General features: G+C 58.5%; 22 protein-coding genes. 10 read left to right on the top strand and 12 right to left on the bottom strand.

Features of this window, described 5'->3' with window-relative positions; genetic code table 11:
• Window positions 1-6: 6 nt before the first annotated feature.
• The 7 genes from P0111_08720 to P0111_08750 all read left to right on the top strand — a co-directional run bounded on the left by P0111_08720 (window position 7) and on the right by P0111_08750 (window position 5,311).
• Entirely contained in the window at window positions 7-1,605 is a 1,599-nt protein-coding gene (locus P0111_08720; protein MDF0644101.1) for a peptide chain release factor 3, read from the top strand.
• Between the two features lie 69 nt (window positions 1,606-1,674).
• Complete coding sequence (locus P0111_08725; protein ID MDF0644102.1) at window positions 1,675-1,950, top strand: DUF202 domain-containing protein; 276 nt, start codon at window positions 1,675-1,677, stop codon at window positions 1,948-1,950.
• Window positions 1,951-2,016: 66 nt separating this feature from the next.
• Complete coding sequence (locus P0111_08730; protein ID MDF0644103.1) at window positions 2,017-2,745, top strand: MBL fold metallo-hydrolase; 729 nt, start codon at window positions 2,017-2,019, stop codon at window positions 2,743-2,745.
• Window positions 2,745-3,647: an aldo/keto reductase gene (locus tag P0111_08735; protein ID MDF0644104.1), complete on the top strand. Its 903-nt coding sequence runs from the start codon at window positions 2,745-2,747 to the stop codon at window positions 3,645-3,647. The genes P0111_08730 and P0111_08735 overlap by 1 nt, the downstream gene beginning before the upstream one ends.
• Before the next feature lie 104 nt (window positions 3,648-3,751).
• Complete coding sequence (locus P0111_08740) at window positions 3,752-4,120, top strand: response regulator (protein MDF0644105.1); 369 nt, start codon at window positions 3,752-3,754, stop codon at window positions 4,118-4,120.
• Between the two features lie 253 nt (window positions 4,121-4,373).
• Window positions 4,374-4,859, top strand: coding sequence for a GNAT family N-acetyltransferase (locus P0111_08745; GenBank protein ID MDF0644106.1), 486 nt, complete (start codon window positions 4,374-4,376; stop codon window positions 4,857-4,859).
• Window positions 4,856-5,311: a hypothetical protein gene (locus tag P0111_08750; protein MDF0644107.1), complete on the top strand. Its 456-nt coding sequence runs from the start codon at window positions 4,856-4,858 to the stop codon at window positions 5,309-5,311. The genes P0111_08745 and P0111_08750 overlap by 4 nt, the downstream gene beginning before the upstream one ends.
• On the opposite strand, the gene P0111_08755 is transcribed toward P0111_08750, so the two are convergent.
• The 3 genes from P0111_08755 to P0111_08765 are packed head-to-tail and all read right to left on the bottom strand — an operon-like array spanning window position 5,297 to window position 8,528.
• The gene (locus P0111_08755; GenBank protein MDF0644108.1) at window positions 5,297-5,893 is read right to left on the bottom strand and encodes a VOC family protein; all 597 of its coding nucleotides are present in this window, start codon (window positions 5,891-5,893) and stop codon (window positions 5,297-5,299) included. The genes P0111_08750 and P0111_08755 overlap by 15 nt on opposite strands.
• A 14-nt stretch (window positions 5,894-5,907) precedes the next feature.
• Window positions 5,908-7,443, bottom strand: a complete 1,536-nt coding sequence (locus P0111_08760) for an aldehyde dehydrogenase family protein (protein MDF0644109.1) — start codon at window positions 7,441-7,443, stop codon at window positions 5,908-5,910.
• Entirely contained in the window at window positions 7,440-8,528 is a 1,089-nt protein-coding gene (locus P0111_08765; protein MDF0644110.1) for a saccharopine dehydrogenase C-terminal domain-containing protein, read from the bottom strand. Before P0111_08765 ends, P0111_08760 begins: the two co-directional genes overlap by 4 nt.
• A gap of 68 nt (window positions 8,529-8,596) precedes the next feature.
• On the opposite strand from P0111_08765, the gene P0111_08770 reads away from it, so the two are divergent.
• The 3 genes from P0111_08770 to P0111_08780 all read left to right on the top strand — a co-directional run bounded on the left by P0111_08770 (window position 8,597) and on the right by P0111_08780 (window position 11,352).
• Window positions 8,597-8,725, top strand: coding sequence for a hypothetical protein (locus tag P0111_08770; GenBank protein ID MDF0644111.1), 129 nt, complete (start codon window positions 8,597-8,599; stop codon window positions 8,723-8,725).
• A gap of 631 nt (window positions 8,726-9,356) precedes the next feature.
• Complete coding sequence (locus P0111_08775) at window positions 9,357-10,463, top strand: glycosyltransferase family 4 protein (GenBank protein ID MDF0644112.1); 1,107 nt, start codon at window positions 9,357-9,359, stop codon at window positions 10,461-10,463.
• The gene (locus P0111_08780; GenBank protein ID MDF0644113.1) at window positions 10,453-11,352 is read left to right on the top strand and encodes a phytanoyl-CoA dioxygenase family protein; all 900 of its coding nucleotides are present in this window, start codon (window positions 10,453-10,455) and stop codon (window positions 11,350-11,352) included. The genes P0111_08775 and P0111_08780 overlap by 11 nt, the downstream gene beginning before the upstream one ends.
• A 136-nt stretch (window positions 11,353-11,488) precedes the next feature.
• Here the strand turns inward: P0111_08780 and P0111_08785 are convergent, their stop codons facing one another.
• The 9 genes from P0111_08785 to P0111_08825 form a co-directional block, all read right to left on the bottom strand.
• Entirely contained in the window at window positions 11,489-12,457 is a 969-nt protein-coding gene (locus tag P0111_08785; GenBank protein MDF0644114.1) for an acetyl-CoA carboxylase carboxyltransferase subunit alpha, read from the bottom strand.
• A gap of 63 nt (window positions 12,458-12,520) precedes the next feature.
• The gene (gene dnaE / locus P0111_08790) at window positions 12,521-15,976 is read right to left on the bottom strand and encodes a DNA polymerase III subunit alpha (GenBank protein ID MDF0644115.1); all 3,456 of its coding nucleotides are present in this window, start codon (window positions 15,974-15,976) and stop codon (window positions 12,521-12,523) included.
• A 69-nt stretch (window positions 15,977-16,045) separates the two neighbouring features.
• Window positions 16,046-17,209 carry an Ig domain-containing protein gene (locus tag P0111_08795; protein ID MDF0644116.1) on the bottom strand — a complete coding sequence of 388 codons (1,164 nt, stop codon included), beginning with the start codon at window positions 17,207-17,209 and terminating at the stop codon, window positions 16,046-16,048.
• Between the two features lie 237 nt (window positions 17,210-17,446).
• A complete protein-coding gene (locus P0111_08800; protein ID MDF0644117.1) occupies window positions 17,447-18,118 on the bottom strand; it encodes a putative Ig domain-containing protein in 672 nt (223 codons plus the stop codon).
• Between the two features lie 82 nt (window positions 18,119-18,200).
• Complete coding sequence (locus P0111_08805; GenBank protein MDF0644118.1) at window positions 18,201-19,427, bottom strand: putative Ig domain-containing protein; 1,227 nt, start codon at window positions 19,425-19,427, stop codon at window positions 18,201-18,203.
• A gap of 113 nt (window positions 19,428-19,540) precedes the next feature.
• Window positions 19,541-21,607 (bottom strand): putative Ig domain-containing protein, encoded by a 2,067-nt coding sequence (locus P0111_08810; protein ID MDF0644119.1) that lies wholly within the window; start codon window positions 21,605-21,607, stop codon window positions 19,541-19,543.
• Between the two features lie 209 nt (window positions 21,608-21,816).
• Window positions 21,817-24,159: a putative Ig domain-containing protein gene (locus tag P0111_08815; protein ID MDF0644120.1), complete on the bottom strand. Its 2,343-nt coding sequence runs from the start codon at window positions 24,157-24,159 to the stop codon at window positions 21,817-21,819.
• A gap of 169 nt (window positions 24,160-24,328) precedes the next feature.
• The gene (locus P0111_08820; protein MDF0644121.1) at window positions 24,329-25,663 is read right to left on the bottom strand and encodes a hypothetical protein; all 1,335 of its coding nucleotides are present in this window, start codon (window positions 25,661-25,663) and stop codon (window positions 24,329-24,331) included.
• Window positions 25,660-26,544, bottom strand: coding sequence for an OmpA family protein (locus P0111_08825; GenBank protein MDF0644122.1), 885 nt, complete (start codon window positions 26,542-26,544; stop codon window positions 25,660-25,662). Before P0111_08825 ends, P0111_08820 begins: the two co-directional genes overlap by 4 nt.
• Window positions 26,545-26,696 lie beyond the last annotated feature (152 nt).

A 26,696-nucleotide genomic window follows, 5' to 3' on the forward strand; every position in this document is an offset into this window, starting at 1 on the left:
GTGCACATGGAAACGACCCTTCAACATGCCTTGGCTTCCGCGACGGCGCAACGACGAACCTTCGCGATCATCAGCCATCCTGATGCGGGAAAGACGACCCTGACCGAGAAGCTGCTGTTGTACTCGGGGTTGATCCGCACGGCGGGGATGGTGCGTGGTCGCAAGGGGGGAAAGGTCACGGCCTCGGACTGGATGGGGATGGAACAGGAGCGCGGCATCTCGATCACCGCCTCCGCCATGCAGTTTCCCTACAAGGATGCCGTGATCAATTTGCTGGATACCCCGGGACACCAGGATTTTTCCGAGGATACCTATCGGACGCTTACGGCGGCAGACAGCGCCATCATGGTCATCGATGCCGCCAAGGGTGTTGAAGCGCAGACCAGGAAACTGTTTGCGGTTTGCCGTATGCGGAAGATTCCGGTCCTGACCCTTATCAACAAGATGGATCTGCCGGGACGGCAACCGCTGGATTTGATGACGGAAGTCGAGCAGGCGCTGGATATTCAGGCCACCGCGGTCAATTGGCCGATCGGATCCGGAAGCGACTTCGCCGGGATTGTGAATCGGGAGGATGGCCGGGTGCAGTTGTTCGGCCGAACGGCGCCGGGGGGAGCGACCAAGGTGACGGTCAGCGAGCTCGAGTTGGCCGATCTCACAAGCAGCGGACGGGTCTCACAAGACACCATGATGCAGCTGGATCACGACTTGGAATTACTCGAGATTGCCGGCAACCAGTTTGTCCGCGAACGATTCCTCCACGGCTTGGTGACGCCGGTGTTCTTTGCTTCGGCGCTGACGAATTTCGGGATCGAGCGCTTTTTGGATGCCTTCGTGGATCTGGCTCCCTCGCCGGGGGCAAGACCGGCTGACCTGGAAGACGGAGGCGAAGTCTCGGTTGATCCGATTCAGACCCCGTTCAGCGCCTATGTCTTCAAGCTTCAGGCGAACATGAATCCAAAACACCGCGATAGTACGGCATTTCTCCGCATTTGTTCCGGGCGGTTCGAGCGCGACATGGTAGTCAAGCATCATCGTCTGAACCGCGAGATACGGCTGTCCCGTCCGCACAGCATGGTGGCGCAGGAGCGCAGTACGGTTGAGGAGGCTTTCCCGGGGGACATCATCGGCATTATCAATCCGGGGATTTTCTCGATCGGCGATACCATTTCCCTGTCCGGCGGGTTCAATTTCAAGACATTGCCCCAGTTTCAACCGGAGATCTTCGCCCGTATCCGTCCAACCGACGTCGGCAAGCGCAAGACATTCGACAAGGGCATGGCCCAGATGGCTCAAGAGGGAACTGTTCAAATCATGCGAAGTCTCAACGAGGGGGATCAGCTTGTGGCTGCTGTGGGTCGTCTCCAGTTCGACGTCTTGCAGTACCGACTCCGACACGAATATCGGGTGGAAACCGTTCTCGACCAATTGCCCTATACCTGCAGTGCCTGGCTGGAGGGTGATCCGACCACCTTCAAAGCCCCCTCCGCATCGATGCTGGTGAGGGACCAACGTGATCGCGTTGTCGTGCTGTTCGGCGACACGCTCATGAAAACCATCGGACGGGACCGCAATCCCGACCATACCCTGCGCGACATGGGCTGAGCGCAGCCGGAACGGCAGCTTGCCGGGCCGGCGCAAGGTGCGGGCAGGTACGGCCGGTCGGAGGTGGGGATGACTGGTGGAACCGATACACAGATTCGGGATCGACTGGCATGGCAACGAACGGTTTTGGCAAATGAGCGGACGCTTCTAGCCTATGTCAGAACGGCACTGGGGTTTTTTATTGCGGGCATTCCAGCTTTGTGGTGGCCGGATCAACCGTCGATCCACCTTCTCGGCGGCGTGGCGCTGATGGCGGGGGTCGTCTGCTCGGCGATCGGCGTCCGCCGGTTCGTCTCAACCCAACGGATGATGACGCGGGAGGGAGAACCGCCGGCCGAAACATGAGGCGCCGGCATGAGTGAGCTGAGCGTGTCCAACAGCGCCAGATGAAGAAACCTGTGTGGAGGTGTCATGGCTCAGGTAACCGAGATCGCTCCGGACATGTTCCGGATCACAACATTCGTTGAGCCCTTCGACATGCAGTTCAGTCAATTTCTTGTTCGGGATGAGGAACCGCTGCTGTTTCATACAGGACCTCGAGCCTTGTTCCCTGGGGTCAGGGAGGCGGTCGCCTCGCTGATCGATCCGGCTGCGGTTCGTTGGATCGGCTTCAGCCATTTCGAGGCAGACAAGTGCGGAACGTTGCCGGAATGGCAGGGGTTGGCTTCAGAAGCAACCGCGGTGTGCAGCATGGTCGGCAAGTTGGTCAGCGTCGATGACTGCCTCGCCATCAGGCCGGCGAGAGGCATGGGCGAGGGGGAGGTGCTCAGCACCGGGAAGTATCGATTCCGCTTCCTCAGCACGCCCCATGTTCCACATTGTTGGGAAGCGGGCCTCCTGTTCGAAGAAGGCAATCGAACGCTCTTCTGCTCCGATCTTTTTCATCAGGGCGGCAACGTGGAGCCGGTGGCTGGCTCGGATTTGCTCGAGCGTTGCCGAAGGATCTTGGTCGAGTATCAGCGGGGACCTCTGGCGAACTACATTCCGTATTCGACATTGACGGAACCGACGCTGCACCGGTTGGCCGAACTCAGGCCCAAGACACTGGCGGCCATGCACGGCTCGGCATTCGTGGGTGACGGCGCCGGGGCATTGCGGGAACTGGCCGCGTTATGGAAGGACGTGCTCACGATACCCTGATGCCATTCGAGGTAGCGCGCGGATGGCATGCGAGCCAACACATGATGGAAAACCGCGACGACACCCTCACCGCATACAACGGCGTGCCGGTACCGTCGTTTATGTACGGCACCGCGTGGAAGAGGGATGCCACCGCTCAACTCGTCATAACGGCGGTGCAAGCCGGTTTTCAGGCGATCGATACAGCCAATCAACTGATTCACTATGATGAAGCGCGGGTAGGGAACGCGTTGGTCAGCTTGGCCGAGCAGGGTGTAGCTCGCGAACACCTGTTCGTCCAGACGAAGTTCACTCCCCTCAACGGCCAGGACCATCGTACGCCCTATGATCCGCGTGCCGGGGTGGGTGTGCAGGTGGAACAATCCTTCGAACGTTCGCTGGGACACTTGCACACTGATTACGTGGATTCGTATGTCCTTCACGGCCCTTACGGCAGGCGTGGGCTTGGGGCCGAGGATTGGGAGGTCTGGGCGGCATTCGAGCGGCTGTACGAAGCCAAGAAAACCAGAATGATCGGAATCAGCAACGTGACGGGCGAGCAACTTGCTTTGTTGTGCGCACAAGCCAGGATCAAGCCAATGGTGGTTCAAAACCGCTGCTATGCGGCGCTCGGCTGGGATCGGGCAGTGCGCAAGGTTTGTCAGGCCCAGCACATTCTCTACCAAGGCTTTTCGCTGTTAACGGCCAATCGCGAAGTCTTTGTCGATCCGGATATCAGGGCGATGGCGGGGCGTTACGGTATGGGTTTGGCCCAGCTGGTGTTTCGATTTGCCATGCAGATTGGGATGTTGCCACTGACGGGCACGACCAACCCCCAGCATATGAGAGACGACCTTGCCTGCCGGGATTTTGCGTTGGCCGAAGCGGATCTCCGGCTGATCGAATCCATCGGACATCGCTAGCCTCGGAAGCCCTTGAGGGGCTCCCTAGGGGGGTACCTGGCGTCTCCGCCAGTATCGGCCGGGCTTGTTCTTTGATACAAGAGCCAAAGTGAGGAAACCCCGCTTTGGCTGAAATTCTTCTGATCGACGATGAAGCTTCGGCCCGACAATTCTTCCGGCGAACGTTGGAAGGAGCCGGGCATGCCGTCAATGAAGTATCGTTGGCGCGGGACGGCTTGGCTCATCTCCAACGCCATGCAGTCGATCTGGTCATCACGGATATCCTGATGCCTGACATGGACGGCCTCGAGCTTACCTGGATGCTCCATCAGCAATTTCCCCGCCTCAAGGTCGTCGCTGTGTCCAGTGGAGCGCGCGATCTCGACTATTGCAGCGTCGCCAGATTCTTTGGCGCGCACGAAACATTGGTCAAACCCGTCGCAGTGCCGCGTCTGCTTGAAACCGTGGGTCGCCTGACCGGCCCCGCGTCCTGAACAGACGGTCTCCCGGCCGCGCTGTTTCCGGCCCTTTCACATACCACCCGGTTTTTGCGTTCTCCGGTCTTGGGACAATCCCTGATCGAGTGGCTGGTCTTGTCCTGACCGATTCCGTGAGCGGCGGGATGCCGATGGGAGGGCCGACGGTACCGGGAGAGGCCTGTTGCTGCCGCGACTTGCTCCTCGCCCTGAGTATCGCTAGGGTAGCGACTGGCTCGTTGACTGAGGCCAATAGGGAAAGCCGATCCATATGTTCAAGGCAACGAATATCGCACGAGCAGACCCGGCCGATGCAACGCTCATCGCCGAGATGGTCGGTGAACTGCTGCGGGAAATTACGACGACGATCGGTGAGGCCGTGTTTCGATTCGACCACGACGCGACGGAATCTCGCGCGCAGGATTGGTTGACCAATCGGTCTTACGCGGTCTTCCTGGCGCGGAATCCGGAAGAGGTTCAGACGATGGGGTTTCTGAGCGTCTATGAAAGCTATGGGTTGTATGCGGGTGGACGGTTCGGGACGATCCCGGAGGTCTATGTGCGTGCGGCCTATCGCTCACGGGGTGTGGGCGCCCACCTCTTGAGGGAGGTCAAGCGTTATGGCGAGACCAGGGGATGGACCAGGTTGGAGGTAACCACACCTCCCTTGCCACAGTTTGAACGGACGATGAAGTTCTATAGGAGCCAAGGGTTTCAGGTATCCGGGGGAAGAAAGCTCAAGGTCGATCTGCCGTGAAACCGGTGATTCAAGAGGAGCGGACAGGATGTGGTATTGCCGCTGTGGCGGCGATCGCGGGAGTGTCCTACGCAACGGCGAAACAGGCGGCCGGTTCGGCCGGCATTGTGGCTGCCGACCCGCGGCTGTGGTCGAATCTCCACCACGTCCGTCGCCTGCTTTCCAGGTTTGGGATACGGTCCGGTCGATCGACTAGACCCTTTCGCTCATGGAATTCCCTGCCTGCCTGCGCCCTCTTGGCCATCAAGTGGCACAGGCACGAGAGCGGCACGTTCTGGCATTGGGTCGTGTATGTGGCGGACGAGGCAGGAGCCTACGTGTTGGACTCCAAGAGTGCACTGAAGACACACGTCCGAACGGATTTCGGTCGAATGAAGCCCAAGTGGTATCTGCCGGTGTTCACGATGCGGCGATCACGGCGACAAGCGCAAGATCGGTCACCGGCCGGCTGACGATTTCATTAGACTGTCCGCTTGCGGGGGCAGGAAGCCTCGATAACCACGATGGCGTTCCGCCAGCTCCAGTACTGAAAACGGATGACCACCTACCATTTCAGGCGCCGAGAAAATCTGACGTAGCTGGTCTCCTTGCGCTCCTACGATCTTTCCCGCGAAGACGATGCCTTGACCTTTCAAACGTTCGATCGCGGTTTCGATGTCTTCGATCCTCACGGCGATATGATGAAACTGTTCATCTCCAAACTGCTCGACCCACCCAGGAATGATGCTGGTCTTCCCGCGATCGTCCGGATATGCCTGATCGACGAAGAGCGCCGGGTAGCCGTTCTTTCGGAAGACCTTGGCGTACCAGTCGTCGAATTCGAGCGTTTCGTCATAGGCATAGCCGAGCGTCACAAACGGCTTCACCCGTCGATCGATGTCCGTGGTACGGAGCGTGAGGTGATCGATGACCGGCGTAAACCCGACTCCGACCTGATCCAGCATCCGCTTCAGGGTCGCGGCAGCTCCGTTGCGCTGCAGGTACTCTGCGACCATCTTTTCTAGCAGGCGGTCCAGTTCCAGATTGTGGTCCATGCTCACCTCTTGATTCAGGACGACGAACCGAACTTGATTCCTTGGGCAAGCGGAAGGTCGGTGCCCCAGTTCACCGTGTTGGTCTGCCGTCGCATATAGGCTTTCCAGGCATCGGACCCTGCCTCCCGGCCGCCCCCGGTCTCTTTTTCGCCCCCGAACGCTCCGCCGATTTCCGCGCCGGATGTACCGATATTGATGTTGGCAATGCCGCAATCGCTGCCGGCGGCTGAGAGAAATCGCTCGCTATGGTGCAGACTGGTGGTGAACATGGCGGAGGAGAGACCCTGAGGGACGCTGTTCTGGAGTTCGATGGCCTGTTCGATCTCGTGGAATGGCATGACGTACAAGATTGGCGCAAAGGTTTCGCGCTGAACGACCGGCCATTGATTGTGTGCACGGACGATCGTCGGCTCGACGAAATAGCCGGCGCGAGGGAGGACTTTCCCGCCGTGGAGGATTTGGCCTCCCTCGGCCTTGATTTCCTCGATTGCCTGGCGATAGGCCTCGACAGCGGCCCGATCGATCAAGGGGCCCATGAGCACGTTCGGCTCCAGCGGATTGCCGATCGGGATCTGACCGTATGCCTTGACGAGTTTGGTGAGCAGCTCGTCTGCCTGCGACTCGTGCACAAACAACCGTCGAGTGGTCGTGCACCGTTGTCCCGCCGTCCCCACCGCTCCGAAGACAATCGCGCGCGTGGCCATGTCGAGATCGGCCGTCTCGTCGACGATGACCGCGTTGTTGCCGCTGAGTTCCAGCAAAGTCCGGCCCAGACGCCGGCCGACCACGGAGGCCACTTGTCGTCCGACCGTGACGGAGCCGGTAAAGGAGATCAGCGGCAGACGACGATCCTCCACCATGGTCTCAGCGAGAGACTGCTGATCGGTGATGAACAGCGAGAACACGCCGGGTAAGCCCTGTTGTTCCATGACTCGGTTGCAGATGTGCTGCACCGCGATCGCGCAGAGCGGGGCCTTCGGAGAAGGCTTCCAGACGACCGTATCCCCGGCAATGGCCGCCAAGAAGGCGTTCCATGCCCAAACGGCGACGGGAAAATTGAACGCGGTAATGACTCCCACCGGCCCCAGGGGATGCCATTGCTCGGACAGTCGATGGGCCGGGCGCTCGGAAGGCATCGTCGCTCCGTAGAGCATGCGCGACTGTCCGACGGCAAGGTCGGCCATGTCGATCACCTCCTGGACTTCGCCCTCGCCTTCCGCCTTGATCTTTCCCGTCTCCAGGGAGACCAGCGTTCCAAGCGGATCTTTCTTTTCTCGCAAGATCTGTCCAATCTGTCGGACGACCTCACCACGTTTCGGAGCCGGAACGAGCCGCCATCGCTGGAAGGCCTCAAGGGAGTCCTTAAGAATGCGATCATAGTCGGGAAGGGTACAGGGATGGACGCCGGCGACGGGATCGCCGGTTGTCGGATTCATCGATTGAAGCAGAGGCATGCTGCTTGGACCGCACCATCGGCCGCTTCCGGTGCTGCCGCCGGCATTGGTGCCTTGAATGCCCAGTTCCCTGAGTATGTCTTGCGCGCTGCTCATCGGAAACAGGCTCCAAAGTCGTTGGCGAGGAAATTTTGCAGGCTGAAGGTTTCCTGTGTGACGAATCCCTTGTAGGCGTCGGGGTGCTGCAGGACAAGATCGACGACGCAGCAGGTGCTGGACGCCGTGGTGACCTGGATGGCGGACCAGGGTCTTCCCATGATGCATTGCGGATAGACTTTCTTGACGTAATTCTCTTCGAAGAACCCGTCCGGTTTGGTGCCCGTCACCGAGGCGTAAATGAGGACGACGTCTTGAAGTGTTTGGGGGATTGCCCGCTCAAGCACACGCTTCAGCGTGTCGCGGTCCTCGTTCAGCTTCAGGTCCTTCACCAGAAGGTGGATTTTCTCGCAGTGGCCGGGATATCGGAGGGTCTTGTAGTTCATGGTGCGGACCCTGCCGGCATAGGAGTCGGCCAACGTGCCCAACCCACCGGAGGTGTTGAACGCTTCATACAGCAAACCGTCGAGTTCGATGGTTTCATAACCTTCCAGAGGTTGAAGCGGCACCCGCTCGCCTTCCTCGATGCCATAGCACAAGTTGCCGTATTCGTTGATCAATCCGTCGGTGGACCAGGTGAGCGAATACTTGAGCGCATTGCTGGGGTGAACGGGCAGTGCTCCCACCCGCATCTTGACTGTGTCCAGGCTCTCGAAATGCGTCATCAGGTCGTGCGCCACAATGCTGATGAACCCGGGAGCCAGCCCGCATTGCGGTACAAAGGCTCGTGCGGCTCCCGCGCTGAGAGACTTGACCTGACAAGTAATCTCGACGTCTTCGGTCAGGTCGAAGTAATGCAAGTCGTGTGTGCGAGCGAGTCCAGCAATCGTAGGATTGCAGAAGTAGGGAAGACCGGAAATGACGGCATCAACGGGATGTGTCTCCAAAAACGTGCTGATACTGTCCGGATGGCGCGCATCCAGCAGGTACGGTGTGACTCGCGACAGTCCCAAGTCCTCGACAAGCCTCTTGGGCTTGTCCAGCGTGATATCTCCGAGGTACAGGGCATAGTCTTCGGCTCCCGCCAGGAGGCAGGTGATCAGCGAGCCGATTTTACCGGCGCCCAGGACAAGCACACGAGGCATGAGACCCCTCCCTCTTCAAGTATACTCCTCTTCCCCCGTCTCATCACGCGGGATCGCTGGAGTACGCCGTGAAGTTTTCTGCTCCTTCGTCCTCAATTCGACTGGCTGCGGCGGTCGCGGGCGACGCGATGGAGGTGTCGATCTCCAGCACCGGTGGCGGCATTCCGGCCGATGAGTTGCCCAGGATCTTCGAATGATTCTAGCGGGCGCACTCCGCACGGAGCGCCGGGATTCCTGGAACCCGGCCTAGGGTTTGGTCATCTGGATGGCGATCATCGAGGCTCACGGTGGCCAGACTGCCGCAAACACGGGGGCCGGCAATGAGGACGATCATGTTTACGCTGCCGGTACCGAGGGACGTCCTCCGCGGACCTTCAGGGTCGATGGAGATAAGTGCCCGCGCACGAGACGTTCTGCCGAAGTCCATCGATCCGAGAACATTTGAAAAAAATGCCGAAAAATGCTGCATTAATTTTTCCCTCCGGAGAGCTGAAGAATGAGCGGGTAACCTGTTGAGATCGCATCAAATCCACTCGGCTTCTTCGGCCGGACAGCACTGCTTCACGGGGTGGCACATCAGGAGAAGCGCACCCCTCTTCTGTTGTCTTGAAACTTTCATCCAGAGATGTTTCAATCCGCTTCGGAGGACCCCTCCTGACGTTCTTCGTATGCCATTCTTGGCCGGAGTGAGTGTTGTCTTGACCTAAGGGGGACTAGGGCCGAATGGACGGTAACGTCACTTGTGAGCCCCCTGTTGCGAGCGGACGGGTCATTGAATCGCCTCGCTCGGCGCCCAGGGTGCTCTATGTGATCAATCTGAATCCTTCCATGAAATTCGGCTCCCTGGAGGAGCAGATTTTTCTCTTGGCGGAGGGATTGGCCAACCGCGGAGGCTTGTTGGTTCCGGTCTTCTCTCGTGAGCCTGATGAGAGTCATGGCGCAAGATATCGCAGTACCGGTCTCCCGGTGACCTCCCTCCGCTTGGGGAAATTTCGAGCTGCAGCGGTGGTGGGATTGATTCGTCTAGCCGATCGTCATCGTATCCATATCATTCATTGGAATCTCTATCCCCCGATCAATCCATATGTGCTGCTTCTCAGACTCCTGAGGCCGAAGATCAGGCATGTCTTGACGGACCACAACTCCCGTCCTCGCTCCTTTGTCCGATCGACTGGTGTGCTGAAGCGATTGAGTCGCAAATGGTTCGCCTCGGCCTATTCCGACATCTTTGCGGTCAGCAACTATGTCCACTCCGATCTCCTGAACCAGGCCATATGGAGGAATCCACGTCGGTACTATCATTTTGTCAACACCGACCGCTTCAAGCCGGACGCCGAGACCAAAAAGATCGTCAAGGCTTCGCTGGGATGCGAGAAGCGATTTGTCATGCTCGTCGTGGCGCACCTCATTCCTGAGAAAGGAGTGGATACGGCGTTACGCGCGCTGGCACTTCTCCCGCCGTATGCCTCTCTCTGGATTGCGGGGGACGGCCCTGAGCGAGGAAGGCTGGAGCAGTTGACCGAATCGTTGAACATCGGCGAACGGACGGCTTTTCTCGGGCTGTGCTCCGATGTGTGTCGCTATATGCAGGCCGCAGATTGCCTGGTGTGTCCGTCGCTCTGGGAGGAGGCGGCTGGATTGGTCATTCTTGAAGCCATGGCCAGCGGCCTGCCTGTCATTGCCAGTTGCGTTGGCGGTATCCCTGAGTTCGTGCGATCGGGCCACAACGGATTCTTGATCGCAGCCGGAGATTATTCCGCGATGGCGCGTCACGTAGCGGCTTTGGCGGATTGCGAACCGCTCCAGAACGAGATTTCTCGTGCAGCTAGGGTCGATGCGGTCGCGCAGTTCTCCCACGAGACCCGCGTGGAGGATGCACTTTCTCTGTATGACGCTCCGATGTCGGACGTAGGCCAGGTGGGATATGGCACATGAGTTGAGTGCAATTCTGGAACGTGATGGGCTTGTTCGTCTACCAGAGATCATCTCGTCGGGGCAGTTGCGGTCAATGCAGCAGGCATTCCTGGTCAGACTTCAGCGTATGGCCTGGAACGACGTGTCGGGATTTGAACGGACGGAGAAGTTCCGGTACATGATCCAGGACGTCCTGGCGCTGGATCAGGGATTCATGGATGTCGCGTTGCATCCGTTGGTCAAACATATCCTCCACGAGTACATCGGCCCGCGAGTGCAACTTGTTGAAGCCAAGGGGTGGCGGTCACTGCCGACGAAGAAAGATTTTCACGGCTGGCATGGAGATGCGTGGTACGACCAACAGGTGAATCCCAACATACCGCGGGAGATCAAGCTAGCGGTCTATCTGACGGATGTTTCGTCGGGTGCGTTCTGCTATATCAAGGGGAGTCATCGAAAACAGCATCCGCGACTGGTTCCGGACCGAGAGCTTGTCGACATTGCGCCCGATCGCATCGTCCAGGTGACGGGACCGGCCGGGTCGGCATTCCTGTTCGATACGTCGGGCATTCATCGGCAGGCAACGCCTGTGCTGGAGAGCCGGCAGGCCGTGTTTCTCAATTATCACGATCCCGCCGTGGCTTTGCAGCGCGAGGATATCGAGTACTATCGCTACCATCCCTTACTGCTTAATGCTGCATTCCTGGGTAATCTGTCGGGGGAGGATCAGCGAATGCTGGGATTCGGGGACAAGAGGAATTACCAGCATGGGTTCGTCAGGAAACGGAGATATCCGGCCTTGGAGTTGATGAATCGTTCGCTGGTCGAGATGGTGATGGAAATGAACCACATCAGGCATTATGCGCGACGTATCGTGGCGAAAGTCCGGTCCGTACTGAGGTTGGCGTAGCAGACCATGCGGAGGAGGTTCGTGGGCGGAACCCTCGTGTGCTCCCTACAAACCGTCCAGAGGATGGGCAGGCCGGCTGACAAGATGTTGCCGACAAGCGAAACAAAGCGGCTGAGAACGGGTGAGACGAAGGAGTCTATGCAGGTTTGGTTTCCAGCCCATTGATGGCGCCGATGCGGCGGTACTTCTGTTCGCGTTCGGCCAGCAGTTGCGGAATGGAGCACTCGGTGAGCGGGAAGAGATAATTGGTCAGTGCCTTGGCGACCCGGTCTGTGACTGCCTTCGGCTCTCGGTGAGCACCGCCAAGGGGTTCCGGGATGATGTCGTCGACGATCCCGAGACCGACAAGATCCTGGGCCGTCATTTTTAGCGCGGCCGCTGCATCGGGTACTTTGGTCGGATCATCCCATAGGATAGCCGCGCAGCCCTCGGGAGAGATCACCGAATAGACACCGTGTTCCAGCATGAGCACCCGGTCTGACACCCCAAGGGCCAATGCACCACCACTACCGCCTTCCCCGATCACGACGGAGACGATGGGGACGGTCAGCCTCGACATGACCAGGAGGTTTCTGGCAATCGCTTCGGCCTGCCCCCGTTCCTCCGCACCGATTCCGGGGTAGGCGCCCGGGGTGTCGATAAAGGTGACGATGGGTCGGTTGAATTTCTCGGCCATCTTCATGAGGCGCAACGCCTTCCGGTAGCCTTCCGGGTTCGGCATGCCGAAATTTCGTTGCATCCGTTCCTTGAGAGTCTTGCCCTTTTGGTGGCCGATGACCATCACGGAGCGATCGTTGAATCGGGCGAACCCTCCCACGATGGCTCGGTCGTCGCCGAACGACCGGTCTCCGTGGAACTCCAGGAAATCACGGAAAACCTCGTTGACATAATCGAGGGTGCTGGGTCGTTGCGGATGTCTGGCCAACTGGGTGCGCTGCCAGGGAGTCAGCCCGCTGTAGAGGTCATGCTCGACTTGGGCCAGCTTCATCCGCAATTTGCGGATTTCTTCCTGGTGGCTTGCTTTGGTGCTCCCCGAGGTCACCAGCTTTTCTATCTTTTCCTCGATCTCACGGAGAGGCTTTTCAAATTCAAGATAGTCGCGCATAGGCCGTCAGGGCTGTGGATATTCTCAAGAAATGGACGGGCTCTCAGGGTCATTCATCGGGTGTTACGATACCAAAGAAAGGGCCCCTTTGCCTAGCACTTCCTCGACCTCTGCCACGAAGTGCTCACTGGCTGTCACGCTGAGGTTGGGGAGGGGACCGGTGTCGGCCTCCAGGGCTTCCTCCGTCCGGAACGTCAGCGACACGGTGGCGCCTCCCGGGTGGCGTTTGAAGACTTCCAGCAACCGGGGCAGTTGATCCTGGGTATCCGGACGATCGTTCAGCCAGATTCGTACGCGCTTGACCGTTTGGGTTTGGACTTCGGCGAGGGGTTCGATATGGCTACCCCGGATCTTCGTCCCCTTGTCACCTCGGTCGATGGTGCCGGTGATTCGTACCAGGCGTTCCGGTGCGATCAAATCGCCCGCAGACTTAAAGAGGTCGGGGAATGCGATGACCTCGACCGTACCCTGAAGGTCTTCCAGCGACAGATACGCCATGCGATCGCCCTTCTTGGTCAGCATCGACTTGACGGTGGCGATGATGCCGCACAGCTTGACCTCCTTGCCATCCGACAGATCCATGAGGCCCCCCGTGGTGACCGTTGCCAGGGCGCCGATCGTGGCTTCATAGCGGGCGAGGGGATGTGCGCTGATGTAGAACCCGGTCAGTTCCCGTTCGTACTTCAGCCTGGTCGCTTGATCCCATTCCTGAACCGAAGGCAGCAGCGGATCTGCCGAGTGAGCGGGTTGGCCTTGGCCGTGGAATTCTTCTCCGAATATGTTCGTTTGGCCCAGTTCTCGTTCTTGTTGGGCCGCCGCGCCGTCTTCGACCGCCCGGTCCAGGGCCGCCATGAGTTGCGAGCGTCTCGCTCCGGTCGAGTCGAACGTGCCGGCCTTAATCAACCCTTCCAGCATCCGCTTGTTGACTTTTCTGAGGTCGACCCGTCGGCAAAAGTCGAAGAACGATGCGAACGGTCCGCTCTCCGCCCGGATCGCCAGGACGGATTCGACGGCGCCTTCTCCCACGTTCTTGATCGCGGCGAGCCCGAAGCGGATGGCTCCGTCTGCCACCGCAAAGTCCTTTTGGCTCTCGTTGACGTCGGGCCCCAGAACTTTGATGTCGAGATCTCGGCATTCGGTGAAATAGCCGACGATCTTGTCCTGGTTCCCCATGTCGCTGGTCATGAGCGCCGCCATGAATTCGGTTGGATAGTGGGCCTTGAGATATCCCGTCTGATAACAGACGACGGCGTAGGCCGCTGCATGCGATTTATTGAAGCCGTAGCCTGCGAACTTGTAGATGAGTTCGTATAGCTTCTCGGCTTTCTTCTCCGGAATTTTCTTCTGCTTCGCTCCCTCCAGAAACTTGACCCGCAGTTTCTCCATTTCCTCGGGCTTTTTCTTCCCCATTGCCCGACGAAGAATATCGGCTTGTCCCAGCGAGAATCCCGCGATCTTGTTGGCGATCGCCATGACCTGCTCTTGGTAGACGATGACGCCGTAGGTGTCATTCAGGATGGATTCAAGCTCGGGCGTTTCATAGGTGATCGGCACCTTGCCCTGTTTACGTTTGATGAAATCCGGAATCAGGTCCATCGGACCCGGGCGATACAACGCGATGATGGCGATGATATCTTCGAACCGGTCCGGCTTGAAGCTTGTCAGCAGATCGCGCATCCCGGAGCTTTCCAGTTGGAAGATGCCGGTGGTCTTGCCCGACGAGAGGAGCGCAAACGTTTCCGCGTCGTCGAACGGCAGCCGGTCCACCACGAGCGGCGCATGATCAGGTCGAGCCTCATTGATCAAAGTTTCAGCCCGCCGAATCATGGTCAGCGTCTTGAGGCCCAGAAAGTCGAATTTCACCAGACCGATCTTTTCGACGTCTCCCATGGAATACTGGGTGACGATTTCGTCGTTGGCGCCCTTGTAGAGCGGCACATGATCGGTCAGTGGACCCTCCGAGATCACCACTCCAGCCGCATGGGTCGAAGCGTGGCGCGCCAGGCCTTCGAGCGATTGGGCGATCGACATCAGTTCCTTCACCTTGGGGTCCGAGTCGACCAACTCGCGCAATCGCGGTTCGGCATCGAGGGCCTGTTGCAAGGTCACATTGAGCTGGTTGGGCACCAACTTGGCCACTTTGTCTGCCTCGGCATAGGGCATTTCCAGCACGCGGCCCACGTCCCGGATGGCGGCCTTGGCGCCCAGCGTTCCGAAGGTGATGATCTGCGCCACATGGTCGGATCCGTATTTCTCGACGACGTAGTTGATGACCTCGCCTCGGCGATCCATGCAGAAGTCCATGTCGATATCCGGAAGCGACACGCGCTCTGGATTCAGGAAGCGCTCGAACAGCAGACTGTAAACCAAGGGGTCAAGATCGGTGATGCGCAGCGCATAGGCCACCAGACTTCCGGCAGCCGAGCCCCGGCCCGGCCCAACGGGAATGCCGCGGGATCGGGCGAACCGGATGATGTCCCAGACAATAAGAAAATAGCCGGCGAAACCCATCGAGCAGATGACCGTCAGTTCTTCCCGTAAGCGCTGCTCGTACACCGCGCCAGGAATGCCGCTTGGCCGGTCTCTCAATCGAGCTTTCAGACCTTCCATCGCCAGATGGTCGACATAGGATTCGCGGGTATAACCCTCGGGAGCCGCATATTGCGGCAGGTAGGTCCTGTTCAGGGCCAATTCCAACCCACAGTGATCGGCGATACGGCAGGTGTTTGTGACCGCCCCGGGGAACTCGGCGAACGCGGGAGCGATTTCCTCAGTGGATTTCACGTAGAGCTCGTCCGTGTCGAACTTCATCCGATTCGGGTCGCTGATGGTTTTGCCCGTCTGAAGGCAGAGCATCAGATCGTGCGGCCGAGAGTCTTCCTTCTTGAGATAGTGGCAGTCGTTGGTACCGGCCAGCGGGATGCCCAGCTTCTTGTGAATTTCGATGAGGCCCGCATTGGCAATCCGCTGATGTTCGAGGCCGTTCGCTTGTACTTCCAGGTAAAACTGGTCGCGACCGAAGATCTCTTGAAATTCGCCAGCCACCGCCATGGCCTCGGCCATGTTCTGCTGGCCGATCAAGTAGGGAATTTCTCCGCTCAGACAGCCGGAGAGCGCGATGATTCCCTCGTGGTGCTGTTTGAGGATTTCCTTGTCCATCCGAGGCTTATAATAGAATCCCTCAAGATATGCTTTGCTGACGAGCTTGATCAGATTCTGGTATCCCGTGAGGTTCCGCGCCAAGAGGATGAGGTGATAGTAGTCGTTATGGGCAAGTTGGCTGCTGTCTTTGTTGAGTCGGCTGCCGGGGGCCATGTAGGCTTCGCATCCGATGATCGGCTTGATTCCTGCCTCTTTCGCTTTCCGATAGAACTCGATCGCCCCGAACATGTTGCCGTGATCAGTCATCGCGACGGCGGGTTGGCCGAAGGATTTGATTCGTTGTACCAGGGGGCTGATTTGGTTGGCGCCGTCCAGAAGACTGAATTGTGTGTGGAGATGGAGGTGCACGAACGACATGCGCGGATTCTATGAGGGGGAACCATCGATGTCAAACCCGATCTAGGATGCTCCGAAGAGCCGCTCCGACTAATTGCTGACTCGAAGCCGGATGGATTTGGTGAAGGTCTGATTTGTCGGCAGGGTGGAATCCTGCACCGTGAAATCGTAGACCACGTTGCTGGTGAAGAACGGGGTTCCTGAGATGTTTCCGGTGGCCGCATTTAGGACCAGTCCGGCCGGAAGCGGTGGTGATACCGTCCAGGTGAACGGAGCCGTCCCACCCGAGCGCTGCAGCGTCTCATTATAGAATCGCCGAACCCGGGCATTATCCAGTGAATTGGTCGTGATGGTCAGTGCGACGCTGACCGTCAGGGAAAACTGCTGTGTATCGGATTGTGACAAGGCGTCGGTCACTCTGACCGTGAAGGTTGATGTGCCGCCGTCGGTCGGCGTGCCAGAGATGATCCCGGCGGGGTCGAGCGCCAGATTTGCCGGCAGCGAGCCGACTGTACGGCTCCAGACGAGCGTGCCGGTCCCACCCGCGGCAGCCAAGGTGTGACTATAGGGCGCCCCCACTGTCGCTCCCGGCAGGGGCGAGGTGGTGGTGATGTTCGGCGGCGTCGACGGGTTGATCAGGATCGAAAAGGATTGCGTGTCGGCTTGTCCCGTCGTGTCCACGACACGAACGGTGAAGGTCGACGTGCCGACGGCGGTTGGTGTGCCGGAGACGAGGCCTGTCTGGAGATTGAAATCCAGATTTTGCGGGAGCGAACCTGACGTGATACTCCAGAAGAGGGGCGGAGTTCCGCCGACGGCCTGGATCGCCTTGCTGTAGGGTTGACCGACGTGACCGGCAGGGAGAGAGGTCGTGGTGATGGCCAGTACAGCCGGCGCGGCGTTGATCGTCAGCGACAGAGAGATTTGTGTCGACTGCACCGGGTTTGAGGCGTCTTGCAAGGCGAAGGTGTGAGTCGTTGTCCCGACGACTTCCGGTGTGCCGCTGATCGCACCGGTCGATGGATCGAGGACAAGGCTACGGGGAAGGGGTGGATTCACGGACCATTGATAGGGAGTGATCCCGCCCGCCCCGCCGATGGTGGTCGCATAGGGTTGATTCACGAGCCCGTCGGGCAGCGAAAGCGAGACGATCGCCAGCGCACCCGGACCTGGTGCGGGATCAGGAGCTTTCGAGACGTCGTTGCAACCGATGGGTCCTGCCAGGCAAATGACCGACAGCAATGGAGCCCACAAGCCCCTTCCGGTTCGGCTGACGCGTGATGCTTGCGTCTGATTATTCAGATCATTCACCTGTACGCTTGATCCAAGCAAATATGAATGCGTTGCCTGTCGCAACAATTCTGTGGCGGCAGATATGAAGCCATACGTTCCGGAACTGCATCTTACGGGATGGGCTGTGAGGAGGTCTCCCCTACAAAGGTATAGGAAAGAGGAGAGTGAACCGGTGTCGCGAGTTCTAACGAGGCGGAGCTATCGACTGGTCAGCGAAGGGGCGATCGTCAAGCCCAGCGTCGCGGTGGCTGACTTGTTGAATGGTGAACTGGAATCGCGGACGGTGAAGGTGACGCTCGTCGTCCCGCTGGTCAATGGCGTACCGAGGATGGCATGCGAGGCTGGGTCGAAGGTCAGACCGAACGGCATGGCGACCGGCTGCCAGATCAAAGGGGGTAATCCTCCCGCTGCGGCTAACGTGGTGACCGGGTATGGCACGTTCACACGCCCGTCGGGAAGCGACGTGCTGGTAATCATGAGGGGTGGTTCGATCGTGATGGACAGAGACTTCTGCACGGTGTCCGCCGGCTTGGAAGAATCTTGGAGCGTGAACGTGTGGGTGGTCGTCGCGGCCGTGGTGGGAGTTCCGCTGATCGATCCGCTTGTCTGGTTGAATGTGAGATTGGGGGGAAGAGCCGGAGATACGGACCACGTATAGGGCGTGATTCCTCCCGCTCCTCCCAACGTGGTCACGTAAGGCTCACTCGCGACTCCATCGGGAAGAAACGTCGTGACGATGGCGAGTTCTCCCGGTCCCGGATCGGGTGGGGGAGCTTTGGATACGTCGTTGCATGCGAGAAGGCCGCACAGGGCTGCGGCGGCCATGAGCGCGGTACCCAACCCAGACGTCATGAACGTGCGATCGTGCATGGTAGGTTATGCGCATCGACCGCTCCTGATTGCAAGAGGTCGACGCGCATAAATTTGAGCATCGGGTCAGCACATCTCCTTCCTACCTCGACGTCAACGAATCCAGGATCGTTAGGCCCAACGATTTGGATGTCGTTCGTCCGGCGGCATCGTGCACCGTGAATACGTGGCTTCCGTTGAGTTCCGGAACCAATGGTGCCCCGCTGATGGTTCCCGTATTCGGATCAAACAGCAATCCAGTCGGGAGGGCCGGGATCACGGTGGCGGACCAGGCATAGGGTGGTGTGCCGCCGGATGCACTCAGACTCACCGGTCCGTATGCCTCGCCAACCCGCCCCGTGGGCAGCGCGGTTGTGTCGATGATCAGTTCAGCCACTGTGATGGTCAGTGATTGAGTCACTGCAGCCCCGTTGTTGTCCTGCAGGCGATAGGTGTTGGTGAATGCTCCTTTGGCCGTCGGGGTACCGGTGATCACACCGCCCGAACTGAGCGCTAGACCGGGAGCCGGTGGCGCTCCTCCGACGATGGACCAAGTATAGGGCGGGCCGCCTCCAGAAGCATTCAGCGAGACCGGTCCATAGCCTTGGTTGACCGTGGCATCCGGGAGCGAACTTGTGTCGATCTTCAACGCCACGTTCACGGTAATCGTGAGGGTACCGGACGCGGTCTGGTTGAAAGGAATCGCGGAGTCGTTCACTGTGAACGTCACAGTTGCCGTTCCGCTGCTGGTGGGGACTCCACTGATGGAGTGACTGGCCGCGTCGAACGTCAAGCCGAAGGGCATGCCCACCGGCTGCCAGATCAAGGGGGGGACTCCACCGGTTGCGGTGAGCGTGGTCTGCGGATAAGGCGCGTTCACGGTTCCCGCCGGCAACGACAGGGTGGTGATTGCCGGCGGCACCAGGGCTTGATTGATCTTCAATGAAAGAGTCTTTTGCGTCGTTTGCGGCGGCTTTGAGGAGTCTTGCAGCGTAAAGGTGTGGGACGTTGTGCCCTGTGTGGCCGGCATGCCGCTGATGGCGCCGCTCGCTCCGTTGAACGAGAGGTTGGCCGGCAACGGGGGGGTCACGGCCCAGGAATAGGGAGTGATGCCCCCTGATCCGCCTATGGTAATGGAATAGGGTTGTCTGACGGTGGCGTCGGGAAGCGAAGCGGTGACAACGGTCAGGGCTCCGGGACCTGGATCCGGCGCGGGAGCCTCCGACACGTCGTTGCAGCCGGCCACAAACGACAGGCAGAACAGGAGTCCTAGTAACAATCCGTCTAACAGTGGCCAAGGTCGATATGTGGAATCTGCGAGCAAAGTCATGCGAACTCCTTCTTGAATCAAACTTCATTTGATAGCCTGGTTGGGGTCTCTAGATCAAGGGAGAAGTTCAGTCGGCGATCTCGTGCGAGGCTAGAGGCTGCAAATAAGCCTCTTCAGCAGCCGCAACTGATGATCGTAAGGGTCAGCGCCTTGCTTACTGATTGATTGACCGAATCTCTGACCGTAAGCAGAAATTTTTGAGGTGGAACCACAGCAGTACCTTGCTCGGGAATACCTGCGATCACGCCAGCGACCGTATCCAGGGAGAGTCCTGCCGGTAGCGTAGGACTTACTGACCAGGTGTAAGGGGGAGTCCCTCCAGAAGCAGATAGCGTCGTCGAGTAAATCTGAGTTTCGAAGCCGACGGCAAGAGGCTTACCGACATCATCAGATTCGATTGTCAGTTCAGTACTGACCTTCAGCGTGAGTGCTTTTGTGGCGGTCACTCCGTTTCTGTCCTGCACACGGTAGGTTCGGCCAAACGTTCCTGTCGTAGTCGGTTGGCCGCTGATCAGGCCATCTGAGCTCAGAGACAAGCCAGGCGCGGGTGTCGATCCACCGTTTGCGATAGACCAGGCATACGTTGACGGTCCAGTTCCACCGGATGCGACCAGAGCGGTGTTATATGGGCGACTGGTTGTGCCGACCGGCAGCGGCGAAGTAGAGTCATCGCTATTGATCGTGAGCGCCGAGTTGACCGTCATGGCGTACATCTTGCTGCCGGTCTGGTTAAAGGGGGTGGTGGAATCATGAACGGTGAATGTGACGTTCGCCGTGCCCGCGCTGGTCGGAGTTCCTGTGATCATCGCTGTTGCCGGGTCGAACGATAGGCCGAACGGCATACCCACCGGCTGGAACGACAAGGGTGGCGCACCTCCGCTGGCCTGAAGGGTCGTGCTTGGATAGGGCGCATTGACGGTGCCGACTGGAAGCGAGGTAGGCGCGATGATGCTCGGCGGCGGCGGCGGAATCACGGCTATCGTGAATTGTTTCGTGGCGACGAACAGCGCATCCGTAACCTGGACCGTAAATGTAAAATTGCCTGTCGGCGTCGGATTACCGGAAATCCTGCCGGTCGATGGGTTCATGCTTAGGTTTGGGATCGTGCCACCTTGAAAACTCCATGTTCTGGAGCCTGAACCACCAGTAGCCTGAACGGTCTGATCGTAGGGCTGACTCAACACACCGTTGCTGAGGGATCCGGTCGTAATACTGAGTGGAGCTGGTTGGTTAATAGTAATGGTGAGTGGCTTTTGTGATGATTGCTGCGGAGCACCGCTATCTTGCACTCGAAAGGCTGGGGTGAATGTTCCGAAGGTCGTGGGTGTTCCCGCAATTGCACCGTTGCTCTGGTTCAGTTGAAGTCCAGGAGGCAGTGTGCCGCTCACAACCGTCCATGTCAGCGGTGAGGTCCCTCCTGTCGCCACGACTGTATCGCTATAGGTCTGAAGCTGAGTTCCGGATCGCAGAGAATCGGTTGTGATGGTCAAGGGCAATGGTGCTGGAGTGATGGTCAACGTATATTGTCTTGATCCATCTTGAGGCGTCGGCGAGAAGGAGTCGGTGACGGTGAAGGTGTGGGATTGATTGCTGGGAGCCGAGGGGGTACCGCTGATCGTACCTGTCGCGGTGTTAAAGACAAGTCCGCTCGGCAGCGCAGGAGTCACAGTCCAGCCGGTATAGGGGGGAGTTCCTCCCGAAGCTGTCAACTGAGTCTGGGGATAAGGCCGACCGACAATACCGTTGGCGAGCGTTGCAGGCGCGGAGATCGTCGGCTGCGGGACGGCATTAATCGAAATGGTGAGAGTCTGTTGTGCAACTTGCGGGGTCGGCGTCGAAGAATCCACCACTTGGAATTTCGATGTGACAGTTTGTATGGTCGTCGGTGTGCCACTGATGACACCGGTGGAACTCAGACTAAGGCCGTTGGGCAACGAAGGAGATCCACCGACGAGACTCCAAGAATAGGCGGGGTTCCCGCCTGAGGCGGCCAGGGTCGTACTGTAACGGATGCCGATGCTGCCGCTCGGCAGCGGGGAGCCCGACTGAATCGCGAGGGCCGTCGGCCCCGGTGGAGGTTCGGGCGCCGTGGAGACATCGTTGCAGGCGGTCACTATCGAGAGATGGAAAACCAACAGGACCAGCGAAGGGAGATGTGATTCAGTTCGTTCATGAGACATGTGATGGGCTCGTACCCCCACAAACCCAGCCTCGATAATCAGCGAGAAGATGCAGAACGGTGGTGACGGTACTTGAGGGGGGTCCCTATGGCACCTAGGGAGATCCCTAGGTCGAATTGTTGTAAGGAACCGCACGAAGCACTATAGCGCACGAAGCACTATAGGACTATAGGATGGACCGGTCGGCGCCCCACTTGAATAATGCTCGGTCAAGGATTGATCGTAATGGATAGAGCCTGTGTATCAGATTGTGGAACCGTGTCGGTGACTTCTACTGTGAAGCTGAATGGGCTGCCCACTGAATCGGTAGGCGTGCCAAAGATCACCCCCGTTGCCTGTTCTATGTCGAGCCCTGGTGGTAGCGCTCCCGCGCTTATTTTCCAAGTAAGATTTCCGATCCCGCCAACAGCTTGAACCTGCTGATTGTTGTATGCCTGACCAACCTTTCCGTCCTCAAGCGAAGTGGTCGTGATATTCGGCGGGGCCGGAAGATCAACTGTTATGGAAAGAGGTTGATCATCAAATTGATTCAACGTGTCGGTGGCTCGTACCGTGAAATTGGAAGAGCCTGCAAATGATGGTGTGCCGGAGATCAGACCAGTTGTGGGGTTGATTGGGTTCAAACCCGTGGGTAGAGAGCCAGCACTGATGCTCCACGTGAGGGCGCCGGTTCCCCCACTTGCCTGCACAGTTTGATTGTAGGCACTGCCAACCGTTCCATTCGGAAGCACCGTGGTCGTGATATTCGGCGGGGCCGGGAGATTGATCACAATTGATAGAGGTTGGTCATCAAACTGATTCAACGTGTCCGTCGCTCTCGCAGTAAAATTGAATGTTCCTGGGGCCGAAGGGGTACCAGAAATCACACCCGTCGTCTCGTTGATGGGATTCAGTCCGGTCGGGAGTGAACCAGACGGTATGCTCCACGTCAATGATCCCGTCCCTCCGCTGGCTTGGAGGGTTCGGCTATAGGGTTTGGTAACCGTGCCATTTGGCAACAGCGAATTGGAAGTGGTCGTGATATTCGGCGGCGCCGGAAGATTGACCGTCAGTGATAACGTCCTTGTTGCCGTCAGTACAGGATTTGTTGAATCTCTGACTGTGAAGACATGTTGAGTCGTGCCCTGACTTCCATTTAGGGGCGTGCCGGTGATGGTATGCGTACCGGCGTTCCAACTGAGACCGTTCGGCAGGGCAGGCTGAACCGCAGGGTCCCAGGTCAACGGCGCCGTCCCTCCGGAGGCCTGCAGCTGGGTTGCCGGATAGGCCTGAGTGACAGTGCCGTTCGGGAGCGACGATGTGGTGATTTGCGGAGGAGCCGGTGGGGTGATCGTAATGGATAGCGGTTGAGAATCAGACTGCGGTATAGCATCCGTGACCTGCACTGTGAAACTAAAGGTGCCTGTTTGCGTCGCCGTGCCGGAAATATTTCCCGTGGCTGCATTGAGACCGAGGCCAGGAGGGAGAGAGCCTGAAATGACTCCCCATGTTCGAGGTGAGACCCCTCCGGTAACTTGTAAGGTCTGATTGTACGTACTGTTGAATGACCCGTTGGGAAGCGACGTCGTGGTGATACTCGGTGGCCCGGGCAGGACTACGGTAATGGAGAATGGCTTTTGAGTTGATTGCTGAGGCGACCCAACATCCTGCACCCGGATGGTTGGAGTAAAGGTTCCCGGGGTGGTTGGGGTTCCGGAGATGGTGCCTGTGTTCTGGTTCAATTGAAGGCCAGGCGGCAGATTTCCACTTACAACACTCCATGACAACGGAGGCGTACCGCCTGTTGCCGCTAGTTGTACAGGAAGATACGCTACTGTTACGGTGCCGTTCGGAAGCGGCGAGTTTGTCGTGATAGTCAACGGCAACGGTGCTGGAGTGATGGTCAACGTATATTGTCTTGATCCATCTTGAGGCGTCGGCGAGAAGGAGTCGGTGACGGTGAAGGTGTGGGATTGATTGCTGGGAGCCAAGGGGGTACCGCTGATCGTTCCTGTCGTGGTGTTAAAGACAAGTCCGCTCGGCAGCGCAGGAGTCACCGTCCAGCCGGTATAGGGGGGAGTTCCTCCCGAAGCGGTTAATTGAGTGAGAGGATACGCTTGCCCGACGATACCGTTGGGGAGAACTGCGGGTGCGGTGATCGTTGGTTGTGGAACTGCATTAATCGAAATCGTGAGAGCTTTTTGTGCAACTTGCTGGGTCGGTTTTGAAGAATCCACCACCTGGAATCTCGGTGTGACGGTTTGAATGGTCGTCGGTGTGCCGCTGATGACGCCATTGGAGTTCAGACTGAGGCCGTTGGGCAGCGAAGGAGAACCACTCGCGAGACTCCATGAATAGGAAGGATTCCCCCCTGAGGCGGCCAACGTCGTACTATAGCGGATACCAATGCTGCCACTGGGGAGCGGCGAACTGGAGACAATTTCCAATGCGGCTGGGCCAGGAGGTGGCGCCGGTGCCGTCGACACGTCATTGCAACCGTTCAAACTGAAGATGAGAGCGAGGAATACAAGAATGATCCACCGAACATTCGAGATTGCTTGGAATTCTGACATCGAGACCGTCCTCATGAGTGAATGTAAGCTACATGACGTGGACATCATAATACGGAAAGCTTCGTAGGCGGTCTACCCCTACAAATGTAAGGGAATTTCTTAAATTTTGATGAATTTTAAAGGCTGACGGGCATCTCAGCCGGTGTGGTCTGTCGGAGGAGGGAACGGGTCAGAGAGCATCTCCATACTTCTCACGGTGTTGCTTTTTGGCGTCGGCAATCCAGTTACATCGTTTGATTTGGTCCAACGGGGTCGCCAGCTGCTTGGCGACGCGAGACATGTCGGTGCTCGTCCATCTCGCGATCTGGATGAAAGTGTGCGTACCCAGCTTATTTAGAGCCTGTTCAAGGGTAGGATCAATACCTCGAATCTTCGTCAGGTCATCCTTGCGCGACCCAGTGGCTTGTGATCCGGACGACATCGCCAAATTGAGTTGATCACTCTCGGCAGCGTTGAGAGGGGGCGCGTGCCGCCCGATGTTTTCCGATGCTCCCTTGACCGTTCGCGGGGTACGCATTTCGGCTTGGCGTTTGCGAGAGCCCGGGCGATCCGAGTCGTCCTGCTTTCCCTTCGACTGGGATGCCGTCAGAGTCGTATAGAGCAAGCTCAGTTCGTCGAACTGACGCTGAAGCGCCGCGCTCTGCTCGGCTTGCGCCTCCGCCGTCCGTTCCCGTTCCGCCAGCGTCGATTGCAGCTCCTGTATCGTCTCGCGATGCGCGTCGATCAGCTTCGTATCTGTCGCGTGCTGCCGCAGGGTCTTTTCGTGTCTGAATTCCCATTCCCGCAGGCGTCGCGACTGCTCATCGATCTGTTTTCTCAAGGCGTCGAGTTCGCTTCCTCGTTGGGTCGCGGCCGCGCGTTGTTCCTCAGTTTCGTGGATCGCCGTTCGGAGGTGACTTTCTTTTTCGCTGAGCTGCACCTCCAGCCAGTGGAGGCGCCCCTGAGCCGGTTCGATCTCCGCCACGTGAGATCGCAGTCGATCCGCCTCAGCCGTGAGGTCTTCGAGTTCGGCCACGCGGCTCTGCAACTCGCACAGTTCTTCGTCTTTGAGACTCAAAGCCTGCTGTGCCGCAGTCCGGGCGGCGTTGGCCTGACGTGCTTCCTGCTCGAATGCGGCGATCACTTTGTCGCTATCGGTGGACCGCTGGAGCGACGCGGCCAGTTCTGATTCCAGGACGGCGATCCGCTGAGTCGCGCCGGACAACTCGGATTGCACTTGCTTGGTCTGCTCGGCGTGCGCGGTTGCTTCCTGTTGGGCTGTCTGCAGCAGGAGTTCGGCAGAAGAGAGTTTGCTTTCATAGCTTTGCACAGTCGATGTCCGGGATTTGATTTCCAGCTGTGCCGCGCTCAAGGCCTGTTCTTTGGCCTGAAACGCGGTCATGAGATCGTACATCTGCTGATCCAGTGCACGGACGGAATGTTGTCGCAAGAACCACCCGACGAGGCCGCCGATTCCGGCCGCCACAATCAGGCATCCCGCGATCTGGCCGATGAGCGTCATCATGCGTCACCGTTCCCTTTCACCTGCAGTTCGATTCTTCTATTCTTCTTGAGCGAGGCTTGTGTGCGCTCATTGGACTGGGGTTTGGTCGAACCGTATCCGATGGGAATGAAGCGCTGGGTCAGTCCATGTTTCACGAAGTAATCGCGGACTGCTTCGGCCCGGCGGCGACTGAGGGTCAGATTGTAATCCGGTGCGCCGTACCCGTCGGTATGTCCCGCGATCTCGATTTCCGTCTGCGGCGGTGCGTCGCGCAGGATGGGCAGGAGCTGATCCAATGTGGCCCGTCCGGTGGCGGTCAGACTCGCCTGGTTGGATTCGAACTCGATCCGGTTGCGGGAGAGAACGGCGTTCAGGCGCGATTGCAGTGAAGCTCGCGATGGTCGAGCCGGCATCGCGGCAGCAGGTGTCGACGAGGAAGCCAGGATATGATCTTCCAACTCGAGGCCGGTTGCGGTGATGGGGGCGATGGCCCGGAGAACATCGACCTTGGACTGTTCGGATGCGACCTTTCCACTCAGGACCAGAGAGCGACCATCGATGATCATGGAGCCGCGTCCGTTCATCTGTTGCAGAACAGGAAGCACTGCGGGCAAGGAATCGATCCACCGGGCCGGTGAGACCTTGCTGTCCACGGTCAATTGGTCGACGATCTGAACGTGGGCGGCGTCGTAACGGGCATGGGCGCCCTGGAGAATTCTTCCCAGGCTGGAGGTATTGGGAAGCGTGCCGCGAAGCGTCAGCATCCCGTTTTCGATTCTCGCGTGAAAACTGGCGGGAATCATCGGCGGTGCGGGGCTCTGCGGAAGGTGGCGAGGGATGCACACTGCGGCCAGCAGTAGGAGCGCACTCCCGCCTGCGCCGAGAATCGCTGCGCGGATCATGATGGTGGTCGTTCCCAATCCCTTACATGAGGGGGGACAGTACCATACAATGATGGGGCAAGTCAGCCTGGGGATTGGGTTTGGAGTGGGTGAGCGTGGGCGCAAGGCGAGGGCATGGGAGTGGCAGGATCGGGACGATTGCGGTATGGTAC

The sequence above is a fragment of the Nitrospira sp. genome (assembly GCA_029194535.1).
Lineage (GTDB): Bacteria > Nitrospirota > Nitrospiria > Nitrospirales > Nitrospiraceae > Nitrospira_C.

Coding starts and splice junctions, on each gene's coding strand:
- P0111_08725 (MDF0644102.1), top strand. CDS start 1,675: ATGACTGGTGGAACCGATACACAGATTCGGGATCGACTGGCATGGCAA.
- P0111_08735 (MDF0644104.1), top strand. CDS start 2,745: ATGCCATTCGAGGTAGCGCGCGGATGGCATGCGAGCCAACACATGATG.
- P0111_08755 (MDF0644108.1), bottom strand. CDS start 5,893: ATGGACCACAATCTGGAACTGGACCGCCTGCTAGAAAAGATGGTCGCA.
- P0111_08720 (MDF0644101.1), top strand. CDS start 7: ATGGAAACGACCCTTCAACATGCCTTGGCTTCCGCGACGGCGCAACGA.
- P0111_08815 (MDF0644120.1), bottom strand. CDS start 24,159: ATGTCAGAATTCCAAGCAATCTCGAATGTTCGGTGGATCATTCTTGTA.
- P0111_08820 (MDF0644121.1), bottom strand. CDS start 25,663: ATGATGACGCTCATCGGCCAGATCGCGGGATGCCTGATTGTGGCGGCC.
- P0111_08825 (MDF0644122.1), bottom strand. CDS start 26,544: ATGATCCGCGCAGCGATTCTCGGCGCAGGCGGGAGTGCGCTCCTACTG.
- P0111_08810 (MDF0644119.1), bottom strand. CDS start 21,607: ATGTCTCATGAACGAACTGAATCACATCTCCCTTCGCTGGTCCTGTTG.
- P0111_08745 (MDF0644106.1), top strand. CDS start 4,374: ATGTTCAAGGCAACGAATATCGCACGAGCAGACCCGGCCGATGCAACG.
- P0111_08800 (MDF0644117.1), bottom strand. CDS start 18,118: ATGCACGATCGCACGTTCATGACGTCTGGGTTGGGTACCGCGCTCATG.
- P0111_08805 (MDF0644118.1), bottom strand. CDS start 19,427: ATGACTTTGCTCGCAGATTCCACATATCGACCTTGGCCACTGTTAGAC.
- P0111_08730 (MDF0644103.1), top strand. CDS start 2,017: ATGGCTCAGGTAACCGAGATCGCTCCGGACATGTTCCGGATCACAACA.
- P0111_08785 (MDF0644114.1), bottom strand. CDS start 12,457: ATGCGCGACTATCTTGAATTTGAAAAGCCTCTCCGTGAGATCGAGGAA.
- P0111_08775 (MDF0644112.1), top strand. CDS start 9,357: ATGAAATTCGGCTCCCTGGAGGAGCAGATTTTTCTCTTGGCGGAGGGA.
- P0111_08765 (MDF0644110.1), bottom strand. CDS start 8,528: ATGCCTCGTGTGCTTGTCCTGGGCGCCGGTAAAATCGGCTCGCTGATC.
- dnaE (MDF0644115.1), bottom strand. CDS start 15,976: ATGTCGTTCGTGCACCTCCATCTCCACACACAATTCAGTCTTCTGGAC.
- P0111_08760 (MDF0644109.1), bottom strand. CDS start 7,443: ATGAGCAGCGCGCAAGACATACTCAGGGAACTGGGCATTCAAGGCACC.
- P0111_08780 (MDF0644113.1), top strand. CDS start 10,453: ATGGCACATGAGTTGAGTGCAATTCTGGAACGTGATGGGCTTGTTCGT.